Below are 22,687 nucleotides of genomic sequence, written 5' to 3'. Positions count from 1 at the left end.
CATGGCTGCCATCCCACGCACGCGAGCGCCGCGTCCCGCGGAGGCAACGCCACCTTCGGCTGAACCCCACAGCATCCACGCCATGGGTGCGTCGGCCCGCATCAGTCTGGGCCGGGTCTTCAGGGCTGAATCAGCAAACTATTTCCTTCTGCTGGGTACCACCATGTTTCTGGTGGCCTTCGGTCTGGTCATGGTACTGTCCTCGTCCTCCGTTGATTCGTATCTGGCCGACGCCGGTTTCTTTGGTGGACTCATTCGCCAGGGCGGGTTCGCCCTCATCGGCGTGCCACTCATGCTCGTGGCGAGCCGTCTGCCGATCAGGTTCTGGAAACGTGTGGCCTGGCCCGCGCTTCTGGGAGCATCATTCCTGCAGGGTCTCGTGGTGTTCACGCCCCTCGGCTACACGATCGCCGGCAACACCAACTGGTTGTCGATCGGTGGAGTTCAATTCCAGCCGTCCGAGGGCATCAAGATGGCCCTGGTCGTCTGGCTCGGCATGATTCTCGAGCAGAAGAAGGATCATCTCGACGACTGGCGGCACGTGTTCATCCCGGTCTTCGGCGTGGGTGGCGGCGCTGTGCTGCTCGTCATGATCGGCGGTGACCTCGGTACCGTCATGATCATGGCCGCGATCTTGTTCGGCGCTCTCTTCTTCGCCGGCGTCAGACTGCGACTGCTGGCGATTCCGTTGGTGGTTGGCGCTGCCGGAGCCGTGGTTCTCGCGCTCACGAGCAGCAACCGTCTGACACGCATCATGAGCTTCGTGAACGAGGGGTGTGATCAGCTGAGCGGACCCATCTCTGCCAGCTGCTGGCAGCCGCTGCACGGAACATGGGCTCTCGCCAACGGCGGAATCCTCGGCGTGGGGCTCGGAAATTCCAAGGCCAAATGGTCCTGGCTGCCCGCAGCAGACAACGACTACATCTTCGCCATTGTGGGCGAAGAACTCGGACTCATCGGAGCCGTCGTTGTACTGTGCATGTTCATCCTCTTGGCGTTTGCCTTTCTCCGAATCATGCGCTCCAGTACCAGCGTCATGTCGCGCATCACCACGGCATCCGTTTTGGTATGGGTGATCGGCCAGGCGTTCGTGAACATTGGCGTCGTGCTCGGGGTCTTCCCCGTGCTTGGAGTCCCGCTACCACTCATCTCGGCTGGAGGCACCGCCCTCCTCACCACCCTCGTAGCGATCGGCGTCGTTCTGTCCTTCGCGCGGGGTCAGCACTCAGGGAGTACCGCACCGTGACCACCTATCTTCTGGCCGGCGGAGGAACCGCCGGCCACGTTAATCCGCTGCTCGCCATTGCGGATTCCCTGCGTTCCCAGGACCCTGATGCCGTCATCATTGCGCTCGGAACGAGTGAGGGGCTGGAAGCCAGACTCGTCCCGGCGCGCGGATACGAACTGGCCCTGGTGCCTCGTGTGCCTTTTCCGCGCCGTCCCAACCGGCAGGCTCTGAGCTTTCCGGGCCGATTCCACCGTGCCGTTTCGGGTGTTGCGGATCTGATCCGTTCCCGAGGTGTCGACGTCGTGGTGGGCTTCGGAGGTTTTGTCTCGACCCCGGCCTACCTGGCTGCCCGGCGGATGCGTGTGCCGATCGTCATTCATGAGGCCAACGCCAAACCGGGGCTGGCCAACAAACTCGGTGCTCGGTTCACGAAGCAGGTGGGCGTTGCCTTCGCGGGTACGCCCATTCGGCACGCCCAGTTTGTGGGTATGCCGCTGCGACCCGAAATTGAACGGCTTGACCGGGCCGCCGTGAAACCGACCGCAGAAGATTACTTCGGCCTGGACCACGCCCGCAAGACTCTGGTGGTGACCGGGGGATCTCTTGGAGCCCGCCGTCTCAACAACACGATTGCCGAGAGCGCACCCGTACTGATCGCAGCCGGTTGGCAGGTGCTGCACATTCAGGGCGAACGCGGTGAGGTGACCGACCCACAGCTGGAGCATTATCGACTGATCGACTACTGCGACCGCATGGACCTCGCTTTGGCGATCGCGGATTTCGCCGTGACCCGGGCCGGGGCGGCGACCCTCAGTGAGCTCTGCGCCCTCGGCATTCCTGCCGTTTACGTGCCCTACCCGGTGGGCAACGGCGAGCAACGCTTCAACGCGGCCGACGCGGTGGCGGCCGGGGGCGGGGTGCTCGTCGATGACGCCGATTTTCTCCCGGACTGGGTGCGTACCCGGTTAGTGCCGCTGCTGGCCGACACGGCGCGGGTGAACGCTATGGGCGCTGCCGCGGCATCCGTGGGAATACGTGATGGGTCCGCGCGCATGCTCAAACTCATTGCCGCGGCCCTCTGAGAAGTGCACGGCCGGGCGCTGCGCGGCATCTCCCGCCCGATCAGCGCGTAACGTTGAGCACGCGCTGTCAGCCGCAGATCAAAATGACAGATCCACCAACTCGAAAAGAGCGTACCCACCCGTGATCAAGCCCGACCTCACCCTGACCATCGGAGACGACCTCGGCGCCGTGCATTTTGTGGGCATCGGCGGTTCCGGAATGAGCGGAATCGCGCGGCTGTTCCTGGGCAAGGGGTACACGGTCACGGGCTCTGACGTGCGCGAGTCCGATAACATCACCGCTCTCCGTGAGCTGGGCGCCCACATCATGATTGGACACGACGCGGCCAACGTGGGGGATGCCGACACGCTCGTGGTGACCGGCGCGCTGTGGCAGGACAACCCGGAGTACGTGCTCGCAAACGAACGGGGTATTCCCGTCCTGCACCGCGCTCAGGCGCTGGCCTGGCTTATTCAGCATCAGCGTCTTGTCGCGGTAGCAGGCGCGCACGGCAAGACAACGTCCACCGGCATGATCGTTACCGGACTACTCGGTTTGGGGCACGACCCCAGCTTCGTCAACGGCGGAGTCATTGAATCTCTCGGTGTCAGCTCGGCTGGTGGCACCGAAGACCTCTTTGTCGTCGAGGCGGATGAATCCGATGGGTCGTTCCTGCTCTACAACACCAACATTGCCCTGATCACCAACGTGGACCCCGATCATCTTGACCATTACGGCTCGCTCGAGGCCTTCGAGGCCGCGTTCGTGACGTTCGCCCACACCGCGAGCGAACTCGTTGTGATCTCGTCCGACGATGCGGGCGCCGTGCGGGTCACTGCCAGCCTGACGGCCGAGCGCGTGATCACTTTTGGTGAGGCACCCGAGGCCGACGTGCGGGTGCACTCCATCGTGACCGACGGTCCGGTACGCTTCAGCGTCAGTTGGAAGGGTGCCGACTACGACGCCACCCTGCGTATCCCCGGCAAGCACAACGCAATCAACGCGGCCGGAGCGTTTGCTGTTCTCGTGGGTCTCGGTTTGGATCCGGCCGCCTCGCTGGCCGCCATTTCCGACTTTGGGGGAACGCAGCGCCGATTCGAACTGCACGGCACGGTTGGCGGCGTCAGCGTGTATGACGATTACGCGCACCATCCCACCGAGGTTGCCGCCGCGCTGTCTGCGGCTCGCACGGTGGTGGGATCCGGACGCATCATCGCGGTGCATCAGCCGCACCTGTATAGCCGCACTCGTATCTTCGCTCAGGAATTCGCGGACGCTCTCGAGAACAACGCGGATCAGACCATTGTTCTGGGCGTCTACGGTGCCCGCGAAGATCCCGAACCCGGCGTGACGGGTGCCATCGTGGCCGACCGTTTCGTGGACCCGTCCCATGTGGCGTACGTGCCGGACTGGCAGGAAGCCGCTGACTACGTGGCCGGCATCGCCCGGGACGGCGACTTTGTGGTCACCCTGGGCTGCGGGGACGTGTATCGCATTGTTCCCCAGCTCCTCGCTTCCCTTCAGGTGACCCGCCCATGACCCCTGGCCCGGTATGAAACGACCCGGCGGCTTTGATCGACCGTCCACGCCGTCCACGCCGTCCTCGAAGAAAGCGACCGGTCCCGCCGGCCGCACAGTTGGCACCTCCGCGCCTCAGGATGCGCGGACGGAACCCATCACGGTACCGGCGGATGCGCTCGCTCCCGTGTCACGCATCCGCTCACTCACCGGCTCCTCGGTGGAAAAATCGGGGGTGGCCGTGGCAGGGGCCGTCCTTCGAGGTGCTCGTCGCGCCAGAAAGCGCTTCGAGCGCGCCGAGGTGCGCCGCTTCACCTGGCGGTCTCGGCGGCGGCGCACGGCGTGGCTCGTGGCGCTCGGTTCGATTGTGCTGCTGCTTGGCGGTGTGATTGCCGCCGCGTACTCTCCGCTCATGGCCCTTCGAACGATTGACGTGGTGGGAGCGAACCGGGTTGCGGCCGATCGGGTTGTCGACGCGCTGGGGGAGCAGCTGGGAACACCACTGCCGCTCATCGACTTCACGAGGGTGAAGTCAGAACTTGCCACGTTCACGTTGATCGAGAGTTACGTCACCGAGAGTCGCCCGCCGGGGACCCTCGTGGTGCGCATTGTGGAACGGGAACCGATCGGGGTCATCCCGAGTAGCAGTGGTTTCGATCTGGTGGATGCCGCCGGCGTGCGCATCGAATCGTCGGCGGAGCGTCCGGCGGGATTCCCACAAATCGACGCACCGGACGGTGTGGGGAGTGCGGGATTTCTGGCCGCCGGCGAGGTGATCCATGCCCTGCCGGACAGCATCCGGGGCGAACTGGACTCCGTTGCCGCCGTGACGACCGACGATGTCACGCTCACGCTCACGGGGGGAGCACGGGTGGCGTGGGGGAGCGCGGAGCAATCTGAGCTCAAGGCTGTTGTCCTGGGAGCACTCATGGTGGGTCATCCCGTCGGAAGCGTGAACGAGTACGACGTCTCATCACCCAACAGCGCCGTGATTCGATGAAGCGACGGAATTCCCGACACGCTTCGCGACACGCGGGCGCGCCTCCCCAAGCAGCGCCCCGTCACTAATAACTTCGTAATCAGTAATTGCATACTCAGCATAACTTTAAACTTCGAGTAAAGGTTTAAGGTTCCACCGGAGGCCGGACGTGTCAAACAACCAGAATTATCTAGCGGTCATCAAGGTCGTCGGAATCGGCGGTGGCGGAGTGAACGCCGTCAACCGCATGATCGAGCTCGGTCTCCGCGGAGTCGAGTTCATCGCGATCAATACGGATGCCCAGGCGCTTCTGATGAGTGACGCCGACGTGAAACTGGACGTCGGTCGTGACCTCACCCGCGGCCTCGGTGCCGGTGCGGATCCCGAGGTAGGCCGTCGTGCCGCCGAGGACCACGCCGAAGAGATCGAAGAGGCGTTGGCTGGTGCCGACATGGTCTTCGTCACCGCCGGTGAAGGTGGTGGAACCGGTACGGGTGGTGCACCCGTTGTTGCCCGCATCGCCAAGTCCATCGGTGCGCTCACCATCGGTGTGGTCACCAAGCCGTTCGGATTTGAAGGTAAGCGCCGTCAGGCGCAGGCCGAGACCGGCGTCGCCTCGCTCAAGAACGAGGTCGACACCCTCATCGTTGTGCCGAACGACCGGCTGCTGGAGATCAGCGACCGCGGAATCAGCATGCTCGAGGCCTTCGCCACGGCTGATCAGGTTCTGCTGGCCGGTGTGCAGGGCATCACCGATCTCATTACGACCCCGGGTCTGATCAACCTCGACTTCGCCGACGTGAAGTCGGTCATGCAGGGCGCCGGCTCAGCTCTCATGGGTATCGGTTCCGCCCGCGGGGCCGACCGCGCCATCAAGGCCGCGGAACTCGCTGTCGCCTCCCCGCTTCTCGAGGCCAGCATCGATGGTGCCCACGGCGTGCTGCTCTCGATTCAGGGTGGTTCTAACCTCGGAATCTTCGAGATCAACGACGCTGCACGTCTCGTGCAGGAGGCCGTGCACCCGGAGGCCAACATCATCTTCGGTGCGGTCATCGATGACACCCTCGGCGACGAGGTGCGCGTTACCGTGATCGCCGCTGGCTTCGATGGTGGAGAGCCGGGTGCCAAGGCCGTCGAGGTTCGCCGAGCTGACCTGGTGGCAGCGGGAGTCGCTGCCGGCGCCGGAACGGCCAGCACCGGAAAAGCGGATACGGCTTCAGTGGCTGCGCCAGACGCGACCTCGTCTCTCTGGTCTGCTGACTCGTCAACCGGTGCTGCAGCGGCAGCCGACCCGGCATTCGAAGAAGAATCTGATGATCTGGACATCCCCGATTTCCTCAAGTAACGAACCGTACCCCGAGCGGGACGAACTCGCTGAACGTCTCGGGGTAGTGCAGGGTGGCATCGCTGATGCCGCCCGCACTGCTGGGCGCCCGGTCGAAGACATCACGACTATTGTGGTGACAAAGTTTCAGCCCTCGTCGCTCATTCGGGCGCTGGCCGCACTCGGCGTGCGCGACATGGGGGAGAACCGACACCAGGAGGTGCAGCTGAAGGCCGCGGAGCTCGCAGAGCTGCAGCTGACGTGGCATTTTGTCGGTCAGATTCAGGGCAAGAAAGCCCGCCAGATTCGTGCGTATGCCAATGTGATCCACTCGGTGGATCGTGACTCGCTTGTGGATTCACTGGCCTCTGCAGAATCAACGGTGGACTGTTTCATTCAGGTGAATCTCACCGACGATGCGGGTCGTGGTGGCGTCGATCCGGGACAGCTGTCTGCGCTCGTCGACCGGGTCCAGGCCACCGAGGGACTGCGGTTGCAGGGTCTCATGGCCGTGGCACCGCTGGGTGCCGAACCGCGACGGTCGTTTGCCTACATTCGAGAATTGAGTGAGGGCATCCGCTCTCAGGCACCGGATGCAAAGCAACTGTCCATGGGAATGAGCCAAGATTATGTCGAGGCCATTCTCGAAGGCGCGACACACCTAAGAATTGGCACTGCAATCACCGGGAAACGCCCGGAACCAGTTAATCTCGACAGAGACGCACAACAACACGGAGGTCGACATGTCTAACCCGCTCAAGAAAACCATGGTCTACCTGGGTCTGGCAGACGAAGAGCTTGAGTATGAGGCGCCTGCCGGTCGTGTTGCCGCCGTGTCGCCCGGCACCGAGCACGGTGCAGCCCACGCGCCCGCAGAACGTTCGACCCGGGGCAGTGCTTCGTCCAGCAACGCCCAGAACAGCGGTGCTCAGACCAGCAGTGCTCACAACAGCGGTGCTCACAACAGCAGCGCTCAGAACAACAGCGCCCACAACAACAGCGCCCACAACAACAGTGGACGCGCTCCCGTCACACCTTTGCGTAAGACTTCGACCCCCCAGAATGTGGCTGCGTCCGAAATGAATGAGATCCTCACCGTTCACCCGCGTCAGTACCGCGACGCGCAGATCATCGCCGAGTCCTTCCGTGAGGGTATCCCGGTGATCATCAACCTGTCACAGATGAGTGACGCTGATGCGCGTCGTCTCATCGACTTCGCCAGTGGGCTCTCACAGGGGCTGTACGGCAAGATCGAGCGGGTGACCGCCAAGGTCTTCCTGCTCTCCCCGTCCCATGTTGTCGTGTCCGGCGACAACGCAACTGAAGATTCCGCCGAAGAGGCGTCTTTCTTCGCTCAGGCCTAGTACGCCGTGGGTGTAATCGGCGGGCTCCTGTATTTCGTTTTCCTCCTGTACTTCTTTGTGCTCTGGGGCCGCTTCATCGTAGACCTCGTGCGCGGGGTGAATCGTGGGTGGCGGCCGCAGAATTTCACCCTCGTTCTGGTCGACCTTGTTTACCGGCTCACAGATCCTCCTATTCTCTTTTTCCGCAAACTGATTCCCCCGCTTCGCATTGGCCCGATCGCACTCGACTTCGGGTTCACGCTCACCATGCTGGGCACGATCGTGGGCATGTCCCTCGCCGGTGCTCTGCAGCGGCTCTGAGTCGGTATTTTTTCGTGCTCAGAGGCGCAGTTACACCGGGCCGGGATTTGAAGCATGTATCCTTGACCGGTGTGGGCCGCCCCCGCGCGAACCACACCAGCGGCTGGATTGTTCAGCCGCACACAAACCAACTGTTCGCATAAGTATCAAGTTCTAAGGGTGGAAAGCCATGGCGCTAACTCCGGAAGATGTAGTCAATAAGCGGTTCCAGTCAACCAAGTTCCGTGAGGGATATGACCAGGACGAGGTTGATGACTTTCTCGATGAGGTCGTCGTTGAGTTGCGTCGTCTCACGTCGGAAAATGAAGAGCTTCGCGGGCGGATCACCGCCGATGGCGGAGTCATTGCCGCATCCGTCGGTTCCGAGAACGCCACCGCTTCCGCGGCTGTTGCAGCTCCGGAAGCCGTTGTCGAGGCCGTCAAGCCCGCCGAGGTCGTCCCGGTCGCCGTCGTTGTGCCCGAGCCGATTGACGAGACCGCGGGAACGACAAACCTGCTTCAGCTCGCTCGTCGCCTGCACGAAGAGCACGTGAAGGAAGGCGCTGAGAAGCGTGACGCCCTCATTGCCGAAGGTCACGCCACTGCTGCACGCGTCATTGCCGAGGCCGAGGCCAAGCAGCGCGCGCAGATGAAGGTCCTCGATCAGGAACGCTCCGTTCTCGAGACGAAGATCGAGGGACTGCGCACCTTCGAGCGCGAGTACCGTCTCAAGCTCAAGAGCTACATTGAGGGTCAGCTTCAGGACCTCGACGCCGCGTCCTCCGTTGGTGCCGGCGTATCGAGTGACTCGAAGTCCAGCTTCCAGGGCTTTGGCGCCTAAGACTCGCACGAAGCGTGGCACTCGCGCGCTGATCGTTCTCGCGCTCGTGGCGCTGGGAATCTATGCGCTCGATCAGGTGAGTAAGTACCTCGTCGTGGCCAACATGGCTGAGGGCGAAATCGTCCGGGTTCTGAATGACGTGCTGCAATTGCACTTCGTTCGGAACCCGGGCGCTGCGTTTTCCCTCGCCAGTGGGTCTACATGGATTTTTTCCATCATTGCCGCGGCCGTCGTCGTGTTCATCATCTGGTTTGCTCGGCGCATCCGCTCGCTCACCTGGGGTCTGGTCTTCGGGCTACTCCTCGGCGGGGTCCTCGGAAACCTCACCGACCGGTTGGTGCGTCAGCCCAGCTTCGGCGAGGGTCATGTTGTCGATTTCCTGTCGACGCCGTGGCTGATCCCGGCAATTTACAACGTGGCCGACATGGCCATTGTCACGAGCATGGTGATCTTCATGATCCTCACCATTCGTGGAATAGGCCTCGACGGTGAAAAGGTCGTCGAGGTGAAGAAAGTACCGAAAACGGATGCCGCCGTGGAGCCGGACGCTCACTCGGCGTTACCAACGCACGACGACACAAAGCCTCACAGCGGAATTGCCCCATGACCTCCCAGTCTCGATCCCTGCACCTTCCCGATGGACTTGAGGGGGTGCGGGTAGACGCGGGTCTGGCCAAACTGTTCGGGTTCTCCCGCAGCTTCGCCGCCGAGATTTGCGAGCTCGACGGGGTGAGCGTTGATGGTTCCCTGGCTGGCAAGTCGGATCGGCTCCATGCCGGAAGCTGGATCGAGGTGACCTGGCACACCAAGGAGCCCGTGCGGATCGTGCCGATTGCGGTACCCGACCTCACGGTTGTGTATGACGATGACAGCATCATTGTCATCAACAAGCCAGCGGGCGTCGCCGCTCACCCGAGTGTGGGTTGGACCGGTCCCACGGTACCGGGGGCGCTTGCTGCCGCTGGCTATCGTATTTCAACATCCGGTGCGGCGGAACGGGCCGGAATCGTGCACCGACTCGACGTGGGAACCAGCGGCCTGATGGTCGTTGCCAAGTCGGAGTTGGCCTACACGGCTCTCAAGCGTGCTTTCCACGACCGTGAAGTGGAGAAGATTTACCATGCCGTCGTTCAGGGTCATCCCGACCCGCTGGCGGGGACCATTGAGGCGCCGATCGGGCGTCACCCCAGCTCCGCGTGGAAATTTGCCGTGATGAGTGATGGCAAGCATGCTGTGACGCACTACGAAACGCTGGAGGCCTTCCCCTCCGCCTCGCTGCTGGAAATTCACCTCGAAACCGGTCGTACGCATCAGATTCGCGTGCACATGGCGGCCCAGCGTCACCCCTGCGTGGGCGACGCCATGTACGGCGCCGATCCGAGCATCACGACCCGACTGGGTCTGGGGCGCCAGTGGCTGCACGCCAAGCAGCTCGCGTTCCACCACCCGGAGTCCAACGACTGGGTCACCTTCAATGCCCCGTACGCGCCAGACCTCGCGCACGGACTGTCCGTACTACGCGGCGACTAATCCGCAGATTGAGCACAGTGAGTACTTCTTCGACCTCGACGGATTCGTTCGTACACCTTCACGTACACAGCGAGTACTCGATGCTCGACGGGGCGGCGAGAGTCAAGCCCCTGATCAACGCCGCCATCGAACAAAAGATGCCCGCGGTCGCGATCACCGATCACGGAAACGTGTTCGGGGCTTTCGACTTCTGGCGCACCGCCCGTGATGCCGGCATCAAGCCCATCATCGGCACCGAGGCGTACATCACCCCCGGCACTGACCGGCGGGACAAGACGCGTGTGCGCTGGGGTACCGGCGCCCAGAACCGCGACGACGTTGGTGGTAGCGGCTCGTATACGCACATGACGCTCCTCTCCGAGACCACGGAGGGAATGCATAACCTTTTCCGGCTGTCGTCGAAGGCGAGCCTCGAGGGTTACTACTTCAAGCCCCGTATGGACCGTGAACTGCTCAGTCAGTACTCGACGGGTCTGATCGGGACCACCGGTTGCGTGGGTGGCGAGGTGCAGACCAGGCTCCGGCTCGGGCAGTACGCCGAGGCCAAGAAAGCGGCCGGCGACTTTCAGGACATTTTCGGCAAGGAGAACTTCTTCTGCGAGATCATGGACCACGGCATCGACATCGAGCGCCGCACCATGACCGATCTGCTCAAGCTCGCCAAGGAACTTGACCTGCCCCTGCTCGCCACGAACGACCTGCACTACACGCACGCGCACGACGCCACGGCGCACGCCGCCCTGCTCTGCGTGCAATCGGCATCCACTTTGGACGACCCGAACCGGTTCAAATTTGATTCCAACGAGTTCTACCTCAAGACCGCGGCGCAGATGCGTCACATGTTTCGGGATCACCCGGAATCGTGCGACAACACCCTGCTCATTGCCGAGCGGTGCGACGTGGAATTCAACACCAAAGCCAACTACATGCCCCGTTTCCCGTGCCCCGAGGGGGAGAACGAGGAGAGTTGGTTCGTCAAGGAGAACGAGATTGGGCTGGCCAAGCGCTACCCCCTGGGTATCCCGGACGACGTGCGGAAGCGCGCGGACTACGAAATCGGCATCATCATTCAGATGGGGTTCCCCGGCTATTTCCTCGTCGTGGCCGACTTCATCATGTGGTCGAAGCAGCAGGGCATTCGCGTGGGGCCGGGCCGTGGTTCGGGAGCCGGATCCATGGTGGCCTACGCGATGGGCATCACCGACCTTGACCCGCTCGTGCACGGGCTCATCTTCGAGCGGTTCCTGAACCCGGACCGCGTCTCCATGCCCGACTTCGACGTGGACTTCGACGAGCGTCGTCGCGGCGAGGTGATTCGCTACGTCACTGACAAGTATGGCGAGGAGCGCGTCGCGCAGATCGTCACCTACGGCACCATCAAGGCCAAGCAAGCCCTCAAGGACGCCAGCCGCGTTCTCGGTTTCCCCTTTGGAATGGGTGACAAGCTCACCAAGGCCATGCCGCCGGCCATCATGGGCAAGGACGTGCCCCTCACGGGTATGTTCGACAAGGACCACCCCCGCTATCGTGAAGCGGCTGATTTTCGTGCCGTGATCGAATCCGACCCCGAGGCCAGAACGGTGTTCGATACCGCACTGGGACTCGAAAACCTCAAGCGTCAGTGGGGTGTGCACGCGGCCGGTGTCATCATGTCATCCGACCCGCTCATCGACATCATCCCCATCATGAAGCGTGAGGCCGACGGCCAGGTCGTCACCCAGTTCGACTATCCGGCCTCGGAGTCACTGGGCCTGATCAAGATGGACTTCCTCGGGCTTCGCAACCTGACGATCATTGACGATACCCTCGACAACATCGAGGTCAACCGCGGGCATCGCCCCGTGCTCGAAGAACTGGGTCTCGAGGACCCGGCCGCCTACGAACTGCTCGCGCGCGGCGACACGCTCGGAGTCTTTCAGCTCGACGGCGGACCCATGCGCTCGTTGTTGCGACTGATGAAGCCGGACAACTTCGAAGACATCTCGGCCGTCATCGCCCTCTACCGTCCGGGCCCCATGGGTGCTAACTCCCACACGAACTACGCGCTGCGCAAAACCGGGCAGCAGGAGATCATTCCGATCCACCCGGAACTCGAAGAGGCGTTGGCCGACGTGATCGGCAACACCTATGGGCTCATCGTGTATCAGGAGCAGGTGATGTCGATTGCCCAGAAACTTGCCGGGTTTTCGCTCGGTGAGGCCGACCTGTTGCGGCGTGCCATGGGTAAAAAGAAGAAGTCTGAGCTGGACAAACAGTTCGAGGGCTTCTCCAGCGGTATGAAGGCCAACGGTTATTCCATGGATGCCGTCACCACGGTGTGGAACATCCTGCTGCCCTTCTCCGACTATGCCTTCAACAAGGCCCACTCGGCGGCCTACGGCGTGCTGTCGTACTGGACCGCTTACCTCAAGGCGGAGTACCCGGCAGAGTACATGGCCGCTCTGCTCACGAGCGTGGGTGATTCCCGCGACAAGCTGGCGCTGTATCTGAACGAGTGCCGCCGAATGGGCATTCAGGTTCTTGCACCCGATGTGAATGAGTCGATCGGGTTCTTTGCGGCCGTGGGCACAGACATCCGCTTCGGACTCGGTGCTGTTCGAAACGTGGGCTTCAACGTTGTCGACGCCATTCGTGCCACTCGCGAGTCCAAGGGACGCTTCGAGTCGTTCCACGATTTTCTTCGCAAGGTGCCGCTTCCGGTGGCTAACAAGCGCACGATCGAATCCCTCGTGAAGGCGGGCGCGTTTGACTCGCTCGGGGCGACCCGACGCGGAATGGTGGAGATTCACGAGTCTGCGGTCGAGTCGGCCGTGAAGATCAAGCGCGAAGAGGTGAACGGCAACATTGGTTTCGACTTCGACAGTCTCTTTGATGAGCCGCAGGACACCGATCAGGTGCCCGAGCGACCCGAGTGGAGCAAGAAGGAGAAGCTCGCGTTCGAGCGCGACATGCTGGGGCTGTACGTGTCGGATCACCCGCTCGCGGGGTTGGAGATTCCGCTGGCCAAGCACGCCAGCACGACGATTGCGGATCTGATTGCGTCGGAGACCGCCGAAGACGGCGATACCGTCACGGTTGCTGGCCTCATCACCAGTGTGCAGCACCGCACGGCGAAGAAGTCGGGAAATCAGTACGGCATGATTCAGGTCGAAGACTTCGGCGGTGAGATCACAGCCATGTTCATGGGCAAGGCCTATGTGGAATTCGCGCCGGACTTGGTGAACGACTCGGTTGTGGTGGTTCGCGGACGCGTGAGCATGCGCGATGACGGCATGAATCTGCACGCGTTCAGCGTCTTCCAGCCCGAGCTGGGTCAGGCTTCTGACCAGAGCACCCTGTCGGTGACCCTGGCCGAAGCCCGCGCCACGACCGAAACGGTGCAGGCACTGGGCGAGATTCTCACCCGGCACGCCGGTGACGCGGAGGTGCGCATCAAGCTGGTGAAGGGCGAGACCGCGCGAGTGTTCGAGCTGCCGCATCGAGTGAAGGTGAGCGCGGACCTGTTCGGTGAGCTGAAGAGCATTCTCGGACCCAACTGCCTGAGCTAGGGCCCGCCTGCCGCTCGGCCAGGTCGCTGGTCGGGCGCGGCCTTTGCACCCGTCTCGCTGGTCGAGTGCGAGCTTTGCAGCCGTCTCGCTGGTCGAGCGCAAGCTTGCGAGCAGTCGAGACCTCGCACGGCTCACGGGGTCTCGAGACGCCGGCGAGGTGCATGCCGGCTCCTCGACCAGCGAGGGGCGCCCGCTTCTCTCCTGGCAGCTACGAATGTCGGGGAGCGCTACGGTAACCGGCGTGGCCCCCACCGAAATCGGGCGCGGCCATCCGCCATATTGGGCGCGGCCAGCCTCTCGCTGGTTGAGCGCGAGCCTGCGAGCAGTCGAAACCTGGTGAGCCGATCTCGAGACCGTCTCACGGGGTCTCGAGACGCGCGCGAAAAGCGTGCGCGCTCCTCAACCAGCGAGAGGGGGGTGCGCAGCCGTGCGGCCAGCCTCTCGCTGGTTGAGCGCGAGCCTGCGAGCAGTCGAAACCTCGTGAGCCGATCTCGAGACCGTCTCACGGGGTCTCGAGACGCTGGCGAAGTGCGTGCCGGCTCCTCGACCAGCGAGGTGGCGCCCGCTTCTCTCCTGGCAGCTACGAATGTCGGGGAGCGCTACGGTAACCGGCGTAGCCCCCACCGAAATCGGGCGCGGCCATCCGCCATATTGGACGCGGCCACCCATAACAGGCGCGGCCGCCCTCTAGCTGGTTGAGCGCGAGCTTGCGAGCAGTCGAAACCTGGTGAGCGGGTTTGCGAGACTGTCTCACGGGGTCTCGAGACGCGCGCGAAAAGCGTGCGCGCTCCTCGACCAGCGAGAGGGGGTGCGCAGCCGTGCGGCCACCCTCTCGCTGGTCGGGCGCGAGCTTGCGAGCAGTCGAAACCTCGTGAGCCGATTTTCAGAGTCGGCTCACGGGGTCTCGAGACGCCGGCCAAAAGCATGCCGGCTCCTCGACCAACGAAGACGGGGGCGAAGGGGCGGGGCGGGCGTTAGCGGCAGCGTGAGGACCCTGATTGTGGCGGTAGGCGGGGCCTGTGGGCGGCGAGAACAGGCGTCAGCTGGGCGCGTGGAGACGCTCATGGGCGCTGTCGGAGCCGATGCTGTGCATGGAAATATTTACTAAGGTCACGAGTTTTAAACGTGAGTAAGTCTCGCTGTCTTGTTCGATTCAGGGTAAAATGAGGACATGTTCACGACGATGAAGTCCGGTCCCGAAGTGGTCGCCCTGCTGCAGCAGGCCAGCGATCTGATCGGTGACGCTCTCGACGGAGTACACTTCACCCTCCTCGACGATGACGCCGCCCTGAGTGTGATGGGAGCGTTGGAGGCGGTGGGGCGCCGGGTGGATGGTGGCCGGATCTGGTCCGCCGCCGACGTGGGCATGCGCGCCGAAACTAGTCGTGGCCACGACTCCCTCGCGTGGAAAAGCGGATGCCGCACCAAGTACGAACTCATCACCGGCATCACCCGGGTGTCCGCCTCCGAAGCCAAGCGGCGGATGCGCCTCGGAGGCATCGTCACCGGTACTGCCGCGGCCACGAGTGGCCTGCTTGGCCAGTCGGTCACGGTGCGACACCCGGCCGTCGCCGAGGCGCTCACGTCAGGGAACCTCGGCGTGGACGCCGCCGACGTGATTGTGGCGGCGTTGGAGCAGATCTCTTCCCGGGTTGCCCCGGACGATCTCGACCGGGCCGAGCGCGCTCTCGTCGCCTCGGCAACCGGAGCGATCACCCCCGAGACCGAGGGACTTCCCGGGGCAGGGATTGCGTTCTCGGCCGATTTGATTCGGGCGCAAGCGCACGAGTGGGGCGCGATCCTGGACCCCGATGGCGCCGCGCCGAGTGATGAGCAGACCGCCGCGACCAGCACTGTTGGGTTCGGACTCCTGAAGAACGGGTTGTATCCGCTGCGAGGCGGAGTGACACCCGAACTGCGCGGCGTGATGAACGGTGTCTTCGCCACCTTCATTAGCGCCCATGCGACACCCGCATTCCCGTCGGCCGAGGATCAGGCCCGCATGGAGGCCGGGGAACTGATCCCGGGAGCGGAAGAGATGTGTGATGACCGCACCGGCGGGGAGAAATGCGCCGACATCCTCCGGGCCGTGTTTGACAAGACAGCACGGGACCCGAAAACACCCCGGATGGGCGGCGCTGCCCCGACGGTGATGGTGCACGTGAATTCCCGAGACCTGAAAAACGGGCGCGGAGTGGGCTGGATTGACGGCGTGGATGCCCCGATCAGTCTCAAGGCCGTGCAGGAGCGGCTGTGCGCGGGCGGGTATCAGCAAGTGATCATCGGCGACAACGGCCAGGTACTGCACCTCGGGGAGAAGGAACGGTTCTTCAGCCCGGCGCAGCGCCGGGCGATTGCCGCCCGCGATGGGGGCTGCGTTATTCCCGGGTGCACCATTGCGGCCGCGTGGTGTGAGGTGCATCACGTGTTCCCGTGGCAGTTCAATGGACCCACGAATATTGATAACGGGTGTTTGCTGTGCTGGTACCACCACCACAGCATCGACACGTCCGGGTGGCAGATCAAGATGGTGGGTGGCAGACCCTGGATTCTTGGGCCCGTGCTCTTTGACCCCGGTCAGACGTGGCGACCGGCCGCTAGTCACCGGGCCAACACCCCCAGCACCGACCCGCCCTGGGCATCCGATCGCTAACGGTAAGGCTGAGCGAGTAGCGGCACATACTGAAACTCTTCAGTGAACCGCCGTATTCTGGGGTAATGAGACCGATAGAGCCGATCTACAACACCGCCATCACGGTTGGCCGAGCACTCTTTGGTTCCCTCCGCCTACGGGCATCCGTTGAGGGGGCCGAGAACCTGCCACATGAGGGCGGCGCCGTGCTCGCAATCACCCATTTCGGTTATCTGGACTTTGCCCTCGTGGAGTGGCGGATGTGGAAGCGGAACCGCCGACACATCCGCTTCATGGCTAAGAAGGGTGCCTTCGACCAGCCTCTGGTGGGACGGCTCCTCCGCGGTATGCACCATATTTCCGTGGACATGACAGCGGGTGCCGCCGCCTATGGCGAGGCCGTGACCGCCTTGCGCTCGGGAGAGGTGCTGGGTGTTTTCCCCGAGGGTGGAGTGAACGCATCGTTCACGGTGCGTAACCTGAAGACGGGAACGGTTCGGATGGCCGCAGAGGCCGGTGTTCCGATCATTCCCGTTGCCGTCTGGGGAGGGCACCGGTTGCTAACGAAGAATCACAAGCCCGTGCTGCGTGAACTCTTCGGTGTGCCGGTTCAGTTTGCAGTGGGGGAGGCGTTCACGGTGTCGGCTGATGATGACACCGCCGTCGTGACGGAAAAACTTCACGCCACAATGCAGAGTCTTGTGGATGGCTTGCAAGCGAGATATCCGGTGGCCGGAACCGCTCAGTGGTGGCAGCCCGCTCACCTGGGTGGCAGCGCTCCCACGCCCGAAGCAGCCGCCGCGGTGGAGGCGGAGCGACAGCGTCGCAAAGCCGCCAACCGGGCCACGTAGGCGCCCTCAGCAGGTCTCAAGCAGCGCTGAGCGGATGAGGGCTACACGAGACGCTAGACGGCCTCCCCAGGGATGCGGTACGCACGCTCGTGGTATAGGAGCGCGTCGTCGTCGGCTCCGATTCCACCGTCTTCGATCTGCACGACCACGATGGCGCTGTTATGCACGGATACGCGCTCAACGATGCGGCCAAGCATCCACGACGTGACGTCATTAAGAACAGGCAGACCATACGGACCCACATGCCAGTGGTCACCGACAAAGCGCTGCTCGTTGGGCCCAGCGAGTTTTTCCGCGACGGCCCGGGACCGGGCACCGAGCATGTGGATGATGACGTGGTCGTTCTCGACAATCGCCGGCCAGGTGCTCGCAGACCGCGCCATGTTGAACGTCGCGAGGGGCGGCACCGCCGAGAGCGACGCGAGACTGGTAGCGGTGAAACCGACAGGTTTTCCCTCGGCGGTGAGCGTGGTCACGGCCGCCACCCCCGCTGCATGCCGACGGAACGCGTGTTTAAAGGCCGCAAGATCGAGCGGGGCATTTGGGTCGGACGCAAGTGGAGGCGTGGAGGCGTCGGTAATTCGGGACGCGGTCGTGTCATTCATGTATAACCAACAATCTGTTCAGTACCCACACTATTACCGGCATCAATTGTTCGCCGATAAGCTGGTAGTGATGATCCAGACTATTGACCTCCGCGGAACCTCCCACACGCCGGCTGATTTGCTTGCTGCAGTGCCTCGTTCACTGACCAGCGTCACCTCCGCCAGCGACATCGCCGCCGAACTAATCGCAGACGTGCGCGCACGCGGCGGAGCGGCACTTCTTGACCAGGCCGAACTGCTCGACCACGTACGCCCTCTGCAGGTGCGCGTCCCAGCCTCCGACCTGGCTGAGGCCCTTGCCGAGCTTGATCCGGCTGTGCGTTCGGCTGTCGAGGAAACGATTCGCCGAGTGCGCCTCGCCAGTGCGGCTCAGGTTCCTCCCGCCGTGACGACCACCATCGATGCCGGCGCAACCATCACGCAGCGCTGGCAGCCCGTGAACCGGGTGGGCCTGTACGTCCCCGCGGGCAAGGCCGTGTATCCGTCGAGTGTCGTCATGAACGTCGTGCCCGCGCAGATTGCGGGTGTCGCCTCAATCGCCCTCACGTCACCGCCACAGAGCCGCTTCGGCGGACGAGTTCACCCCACCATCCTGGCCGTTGCCGCCCTGCTCGGAGTTGATGAGGTCTACGCCATGGGCGGTGCCGGTGCCATTGGGGCGCTCGCCTACGGAGTCCCCGACATTGGACTTGAGCCCGTGCAGATCGTCACCGGTCCTGGGAACGTCTACGTTGCGGCCGCGAAGCGCCTCGTGCGTGGCCAGGCCGGCATCGATTCGGAGGCCGGTCCCACCGATATCCTCGTGATTGCCGATGACGCGGCGGACCCGCTGCTCGTGGCGGCAGACCTCGTCAGTCAGGCAGAGCACGACGAGCTGGCTGCAGCCGTTCTCGTGACCGATTCTGCCGCTCTCGCCGAGGCGGTCGCTGCTCGGCTCGTCACACTCGCGCAGACAACGACCCACAGCGAACGCGTTACCGCTGCCCTCACCGGAACCCAGTCGGCCATCGTTCTCGTTGATGACATCGAGACGGCGGCGGCCTTCAGCAACGCCTTCGGTCCCGAGCACCTGGAGATTCAAACCCGGGATCCGGAAGCCGTGCTCACCTTCATTGAAAATGCCGGTGCCATTTTTCTCGGACCGCACTCTCCGGTGAGCCTGGGCGACTACTCGGCCGGATCCAACCACGTGCTGCCCACAGGCGGCCAGGCACGCTTCTCGTCCGCGCTCGGGGCCTACACGTTCCTGCGCCCCCAGCAGGTTGTCACCTACAGCCGAGAAGCGCTGCGCACCGTTGCGGCAAACATTGCCGCTTTCTCGAGCGCAGAGAACCTTCCGGCCCACGGGGATGCGGTTACCGCCCGGTTCGACCAGGAGTAGTTTCCCACGGTGAAGACCGTCCGTGCCGGAGCAGTCCGTGCCGGAACATTCCATGTCCGAGCAGTCCGTGTCCGAGCAAAGGGTCGGCGCGGTAGGCTGAGCACACCATGTTTTGTCCGTTCTGCCGCCACCCAGATTCTCGAGTCATCGACTCGCGCACGAGCGACGACGGGCTCTCTATTCGTCGGCGTCGCCAGTGCCCCGAGTGTGGACGTCGTTTCAGCACTGCAGAAACGGCCAGCCTGAACATCGTCAAGCGCAGCGGTGTGGTGGAGCCGTTCAGCCGCGAGAAGATCGTTACCGGGGTGCGTAAGGCCTGCCAGGGGCGCCCCGTAACGGACTCGGACCTGGCCATGTTGGCCCAAAAGGTGGAAGAAACTATCCGCCAGACCGGAGCATCGCAGATCAACGCGAATGACATTGGTCTGGCCATTCTTCCGCCGCTTCGTGATCTCGATGAGGTCGCCTACCTGCGGTTCGCGAGTGTGTACCAGGGCTTCAACTCGCTCGAAGACTTTGAGGGCGCGATTGCCCAGCTGCGCCGCGAACACGCGAGTGCCCTCGACAGCGCGGCCGCGGCATCCGCTGCCGAGCCGTCCTAACCCGAAACGGCGCATGTACCCACTCTTCTTCTCCCTCGTGCTCCGGCGCCTCGATCCGGAACAGGCACACCACCTCGCCTTCACGGTGATCAAGCGGCTACCGCTTCTGGGAATCGGCAAAGTGGTTCGCCGTTTCACCGCGCCGCGCACGGACCTCGGAGTCGATGCGTTGGGCCTGCACTTCGACTCACCGTTCGGCGTCGCCGCCGGGTTTGATAAAGACGGCGAGGCCGTGCTCGGCCTGGGTCACCTGGGGTTCGGCCACGTTGAGGTAGGAACGCTGACGGCAATCGCTCAGCCCGGTAACCCGCGGCCACGCCTGTTCCGACTGGTCGCCGACCGTGCGGTGATCAATCGCATGGGCTTCAACAACGGGGGAGCGCTGGCCGCCGTGCCGCGGCTGACCCGTATTCGTCAAGCCGCGGGCAGACCCGTTCTCGGCATCAATATTGGCAAAAGCCGAGTCACCTCGGTCGATGACGCCACGGATGACTACCTCGTGAGCACGCGCCTCCTGGCCCCACTGGCCGATTATCTGGTGGTCAACGTGAGTTCGCCCAACACACCGGGCCTGCGTGGCCTGCAGGAACTCGACCGGCTTGCCCCGCTCCTCACCGCCGTCAAGGCCAGCGCTGGCACGACCCCGCTCCTGGTGAAGATTGCCCCTGACCTCAGCGATGAGGAGGTGACGCGCATTTCCGAACTGGCCGTGACCCTCGGCCTCGACGGAATCATCGCCACCAACACCACGCTGTCGCGTGAAAACCTGAAAACGGATGCCGCCACCGTCTTGGCGGCCGGAGCCGGCGGACTCTCCGGAGCACCCCTGGCGGATCGCTCGCTGGCCGTTTTGCGGATCATTCGCGCCGTTGTTCCCCGCGCGTTCTGTGTGATCTCCGTCGGTGGCGTTGACACGGCAGAGCAGGTGGCAGAGCGACTGTCGGCCGGAGCCACACTCGTGCAGGGCTACACCGCCTTCCTCTACCGGGGACCGCTGTGGGCACGGCAGATCAACCGCGGCCTGGACCGAATTCTGGCCTAGCCAGGTCAGGTCAAGCTAGATCAGAGCAGCCCGAACTCGGCCAACTGGTTCGCCAGACTGGAACCATCCGGTCCGTACACCCAGGGAGTCTCCTCGGTGCCCTCGATCGCATCCCTGGACCGGCTCCCGGCCAGAACGGCCTCGCTCGGTGAGAGCTGACGAATAGCCACGGCGGCCACGCTCCCCGGAAAATCGTGCAGAAACTCGCTGTAGATGTCCTCGTCATGCTGACCATCATCACCAATGAGAATCCACTGAATGTGCGGAAACTCCTGCGCGAGGCGGCGCAGATTCTCACGCTTGTGCTCACGTCCGCTGCGGAAGAGCCGGTCGTGCGTGGGACCCCAATCGGTGAGCAGCAGAGCACCGGCCGGGTACAGATTGCGGGAGAGAAAACGTGTGAGAGTGGGGGCCACATTCCAGGCACCGGTTGAGAGATAGATAACCGGTGCGCCAGTGGATGCGAAGGCCAAGCGTTCCAGAAACACCGCCATTCCCGGCGTGGGAACGCGGGCATGCTCATCAAGCACAAACGTGTTCCAGGCCGCCAGAAGCGGTCGAGGAAGCGTCGTAACCATGACCGTGTCGTCGACATCCGAGACAATTCCTCGAGCGGTGTCGGGAGCCACAATGAACAGCGGAGCCTCCTGCACGGCGGAATCCTCGGTGTGCAGCCGCGCCACATGCCAACCCGGAGTGAGGGATACCTGCACGACGGTGTCGACCACACCGCCGCGATCCGCCTCCACCTCGTGGAGCTGTCCGTCGATCTCGATCACCACGGTGACAGCCTTCACGGGCACGCTGGTAAAACTTCGCCAGCCGCGGATGCCGGCGTCGCGACCATCGCTGCGCGGCTTCTTCTTGCGCGGAGTGACACCGACCCTGTCCGGTTTAGCAAGGAGAACCCGACAGAGAATGCGTACCCAACCGGTGGATCCATACCCCGTGAACGGAATCACCGTCGGGCGATACCCTCGACCGCGCGCAAAAATTTCCCGGCGGTCATGCAGCCAGTCTTCGATTCGGGCTGCCCGGTGCATCATATGAGCGGGAGTGAGCGCGATTGGCGTCTTGTCTCGGGACTCTGGCACTTCATAAGTGTCTCATGTGCGAGGCTCTCGGGCGGCGCGCGTACTCTCTTTGACCCCCCAAATAGGGAAGAACGGTTCGGGCAAGTAGTATGTGGAATCATGTAGAAGGGGGTTTATGTCGCACGTCGACTTTTTTGGTGAGGCCAGCATCGCCCCGGGTCTCCAAGGGCGCGCCGAACCCATACAGCAGCGCAGTGCCGCGCGCCTGTCGGGTTTGCTTGACGCGGCGGCATCCGTTGTGGATGAGGTGGGTTTTGATCGCATCACAACCGCGATGATCGCTGAGCGGGCGGGGGCGTCCATCGGCACTGTTTATCGCTACTACCCGGACCGGGTTGCGGTTCTGAATGCGCTGCACGAGCGCACCGTGCAGCGGCTGCGCCAACGAGTAGCGGAAGAACTGGCGGCGAACAAGCCAGCAACCTGGTGGGATGCTGTCGACGGGGCTATCACAGCATTTGTCGGGTTGTACCGTTCTGAGCCGGGCTTTCGGATTCTGAATTTTGCTGATCGTGACGTACCGAGCATCGGCGAGGAAGCAGACCTCGAGTCAGCCTCTTTTGCCCGTCAGCTCGCCACCGCCTTCGCCGACGAATTCGACCTTCCTCGCGAACCCGAGCTCACGTTTCGTCTCGAAGTTGCCGTGGAACTAGCCGATGCCCTGCTGTCGCGGGCGTTCCAGGTGGATCCGCTGGGCGACGAACGTTTCATTGCGGAGTGCCGACGGGTGCTACATGCCTACCTGGTGAGCTTCTACGGACCGAGCGTACCGCTGAGCTTTGAGGCCGTCGGCTAACAGGACCTGTA

The 22,687-nt window shown here is 63.2% G+C and carries 19 protein-coding genes and 1 pseudogene; 18 read left to right on the top strand and 2 right to left on the bottom strand.

All coding sequences use genetic code 11. From position 1 onward, the window contains the following. The first annotated feature begins 1 nt into the window (after position 1). The 14 genes and pseudogenes from ftsW to H4V99_RS09690 all read left to right on the top strand — a co-directional run bounded on the left by ftsW (position 2) and on the right by H4V99_RS09690 (position 17,156). Positions 2 to 1,246 (top strand): putative lipid II flippase FtsW, encoded by a 1,245-nt coding sequence (gene ftsW / locus H4V99_RS09755; RefSeq protein WP_280677789.1) that lies wholly within the window; start codon positions 2 to 4, stop codon positions 1,244 to 1,246. Then, on the top strand, positions 1,243 to 2,310 hold the full coding sequence (locus H4V99_RS09750; protein ID WP_280677787.1) for a UDP-N-acetylglucosamine--N-acetylmuramyl-(pentapeptide) pyrophosphoryl-undecaprenol N-acetylglucosamine transferase: 1,068 nt from the start codon (positions 1,243 to 1,245) through the stop codon (positions 2,308 to 2,310). The genes ftsW and H4V99_RS09750 overlap by 4 nt, the downstream gene beginning before the upstream one ends. 121 nt (positions 2,311 to 2,431) lie before the next feature. Continuing rightward, a complete protein-coding gene (gene murC, locus H4V99_RS09745) occupies positions 2,432 to 3,829 on the top strand; it encodes a UDP-N-acetylmuramate--L-alanine ligase (RefSeq protein ID WP_280677785.1) in 1,398 nt (465 codons plus the stop codon). Between the two features lie 13 nt (positions 3,830 to 3,842). After that, on the top strand, positions 3,843 to 4,808 hold the full coding sequence (locus H4V99_RS09740; protein WP_280677783.1) for an FtsQ-type POTRA domain-containing protein: 966 nt from the start codon (positions 3,843 to 3,845) through the stop codon (positions 4,806 to 4,808). A 148-nt stretch (positions 4,809 to 4,956) separates the two neighbouring features. Next, a complete protein-coding gene (ftsZ, locus tag H4V99_RS09735; protein WP_280677781.1) occupies positions 4,957 to 6,132 on the top strand; it encodes a cell division protein FtsZ in 1,176 nt (391 codons plus the stop codon). Then, a complete protein-coding gene (locus H4V99_RS09730; RefSeq protein ID WP_280677779.1) occupies positions 6,101 to 6,862 on the top strand; it encodes a YggS family pyridoxal phosphate-dependent enzyme in 762 nt (253 codons plus the stop codon). Before ftsZ ends, H4V99_RS09730 begins: the two co-directional genes overlap by 32 nt. A 252-nt stretch (positions 6,863 to 7,114) precedes the next feature. Then, positions 7,115 to 7,475, top strand: a pseudogene (gene sepF, locus H4V99_RS16545) (cell division protein SepF); the annotation flags it as partial. Positions 7,476 to 7,481: 6 nt separating this feature from the next. Next, positions 7,482 to 7,775, top strand: coding sequence for a YggT family protein (locus H4V99_RS09720; RefSeq protein ID WP_280677775.1), 294 nt, complete (start codon positions 7,482 to 7,484; stop codon positions 7,773 to 7,775). 169 nt (positions 7,776 to 7,944) lie between these two features. Continuing rightward, entirely contained in the window at positions 7,945 to 8,595 is a 651-nt protein-coding gene (locus H4V99_RS09715) for a DivIVA domain-containing protein (protein WP_280677773.1), read from the top strand. Then, on the top strand, positions 8,585 to 9,202 hold the full coding sequence (gene lspA, locus H4V99_RS09710; RefSeq protein WP_280677770.1) for a signal peptidase II: 618 nt from the start codon (positions 8,585 to 8,587) through the stop codon (positions 9,200 to 9,202). The genes H4V99_RS09715 and lspA overlap by 11 nt, the downstream gene beginning before the upstream one ends. Then, positions 9,199 to 10,125: an RluA family pseudouridine synthase gene (locus tag H4V99_RS09705; protein ID WP_280677768.1), complete on the top strand. Its 927-nt coding sequence runs from the start codon at positions 9,199 to 9,201 to the stop codon at positions 10,123 to 10,125. Before lspA ends, H4V99_RS09705 begins: the two co-directional genes overlap by 4 nt. 17 nt (positions 10,126 to 10,142) lie before the next feature. Then, positions 10,143 to 13,673: a DNA polymerase III subunit alpha gene (dnaE, locus tag H4V99_RS09700; protein ID WP_280677766.1), complete on the top strand. Its 3,531-nt coding sequence runs from the start codon at positions 10,143 to 10,145 to the stop codon at positions 13,671 to 13,673. A 1,171-nt stretch (positions 13,674 to 14,844) separates the two neighbouring features. Next, positions 14,845 to 16,326, top strand: a complete 1,482-nt coding sequence (locus H4V99_RS09695) for an HNH endonuclease signature motif containing protein (RefSeq protein ID WP_280677764.1) — start codon at positions 14,845 to 14,847, stop codon at positions 16,324 to 16,326. Between the two features lie 65 nt (positions 16,327 to 16,391). After that, positions 16,392 to 17,156, top strand: coding sequence for a lysophospholipid acyltransferase family protein (locus H4V99_RS09690; protein WP_280677762.1), 765 nt, complete (start codon positions 16,392 to 16,394; stop codon positions 17,154 to 17,156). A gap of 53 nt (positions 17,157 to 17,209) precedes the next feature. On the opposite strand, the gene H4V99_RS09685 is transcribed toward H4V99_RS09690, so the two are convergent. Further along, positions 17,210 to 17,761 carry a flavin reductase family protein gene (locus H4V99_RS09685; protein WP_280677760.1) on the bottom strand — a complete coding sequence of 184 codons (552 nt, stop codon included), beginning with the start codon at positions 17,759 to 17,761 and terminating at the stop codon, positions 17,210 to 17,212. Between the two features lie 70 nt (positions 17,762 to 17,831). On the opposite strand from H4V99_RS09685, the gene hisD reads away from it, so the two are divergent. The 3 genes from hisD to H4V99_RS09670 all read left to right on the top strand — a co-directional run bounded on the left by hisD (position 17,832) and on the right by H4V99_RS09670 (position 20,786). Next, positions 17,832 to 19,142: a histidinol dehydrogenase gene (hisD, locus tag H4V99_RS09680; protein WP_280677758.1), complete on the top strand. Its 1,311-nt coding sequence runs from the start codon at positions 17,832 to 17,834 to the stop codon at positions 19,140 to 19,142. Positions 19,143 to 19,249: 107 nt separating this feature from the next. After that, a complete protein-coding gene (gene nrdR, locus H4V99_RS09675) occupies positions 19,250 to 19,744 on the top strand; it encodes a transcriptional regulator NrdR (protein WP_280677756.1) in 495 nt (164 codons plus the stop codon). 13 nt (positions 19,745 to 19,757) lie between these two features. Next, positions 19,758 to 20,786, top strand: coding sequence for a quinone-dependent dihydroorotate dehydrogenase (locus H4V99_RS09670; protein ID WP_280677753.1), 1,029 nt, complete (start codon positions 19,758 to 19,760; stop codon positions 20,784 to 20,786). A gap of 20 nt (positions 20,787 to 20,806) precedes the next feature. Here the strand turns inward: H4V99_RS09670 and H4V99_RS09665 are convergent, their stop codons facing one another. Then, positions 20,807 to 21,832, bottom strand: coding sequence for a phosphatase domain-containing protein (locus H4V99_RS09665; protein ID WP_280680054.1), 1,026 nt, complete (start codon positions 21,830 to 21,832; stop codon positions 20,807 to 20,809). A 163-nt stretch (positions 21,833 to 21,995) separates the two neighbouring features. On the opposite strand from H4V99_RS09665, the gene H4V99_RS09660 reads away from it, so the two are divergent. Continuing rightward, on the top strand, positions 21,996 to 22,676 hold the full coding sequence (locus H4V99_RS09660) for a TetR/AcrR family transcriptional regulator (protein WP_280677751.1): 681 nt from the start codon (positions 21,996 to 21,998) through the stop codon (positions 22,674 to 22,676). Positions 22,677 to 22,687: the final 11 nt, after the last annotated feature.

It is taken from the genome of Cryobacterium sp. CG_9.6 (assembly GCF_029893365.1).
Lineage (GTDB): Bacteria > Actinomycetota > Actinomycetes > Actinomycetales > Microbacteriaceae > Cryobacterium.
This window is presented reverse-complemented; position numbering and strand designations above follow the sequence as displayed.

What these genes read in the sequence shown, in the direction of transcription:
- hisD (WP_280677758.1), top strand. Translation starts at nt 17,832, where the DNA reads ATGATCCAGACTATTGACCTCCGCGGAACCTCCCACACGCCGGCTGAT.
- H4V99_RS09670 (WP_280677753.1), top strand. Translation starts at nt 19,758, where the DNA reads ATGTACCCACTCTTCTTCTCCCTCGTGCTCCGGCGCCTCGATCCGGAA.
- H4V99_RS09695 (WP_280677764.1), top strand. Translation starts at nt 14,845, where the DNA reads ATGTTCACGACGATGAAGTCCGGTCCCGAAGTGGTCGCCCTGCTGCAG.
- ftsW (WP_280677789.1), top strand. Translation starts at nt 2, where the DNA reads ATGGCTGCCATCCCACGCACGCGAGCGCCGCGTCCCGCGGAGGCAACG.
- H4V99_RS09665 (WP_280680054.1), bottom strand. Translation starts at nt 21,832, where the DNA reads ATGATGCACCGGGCAGCCCGAATCGAAGACTGGCTGCATGACCGCCGG.
- H4V99_RS09715 (WP_280677773.1), top strand. Translation starts at nt 7,945, where the DNA reads ATGGCGCTAACTCCGGAAGATGTAGTCAATAAGCGGTTCCAGTCAACC.
- H4V99_RS09730 (WP_280677779.1), top strand. Translation starts at nt 6,101, where the DNA reads ATGATCTGGACATCCCCGATTTCCTCAAGTAACGAACCGTACCCCGAG.
- H4V99_RS09740 (WP_280677783.1), top strand. Translation starts at nt 3,843, where the DNA reads ATGAAACGACCCGGCGGCTTTGATCGACCGTCCACGCCGTCCACGCCG.
- H4V99_RS09660 (WP_280677751.1), top strand. Translation starts at nt 21,996, where the DNA reads ATGTCGCACGTCGACTTTTTTGGTGAGGCCAGCATCGCCCCGGGTCTC.
- nrdR (WP_280677756.1), top strand. Translation starts at nt 19,250, where the DNA reads ATGTTTTGTCCGTTCTGCCGCCACCCAGATTCTCGAGTCATCGACTCG.
- H4V99_RS09705 (WP_280677768.1), top strand. Translation starts at nt 9,199, where the DNA reads ATGACCTCCCAGTCTCGATCCCTGCACCTTCCCGATGGACTTGAGGGG.
- H4V99_RS09690 (WP_280677762.1), top strand. Translation starts at nt 16,392, where the DNA reads ATGAGACCGATAGAGCCGATCTACAACACCGCCATCACGGTTGGCCGA.
- H4V99_RS09685 (WP_280677760.1), bottom strand. Translation starts at nt 17,761, where the DNA reads ATGAATGACACGACCGCGTCCCGAATTACCGACGCCTCCACGCCTCCA.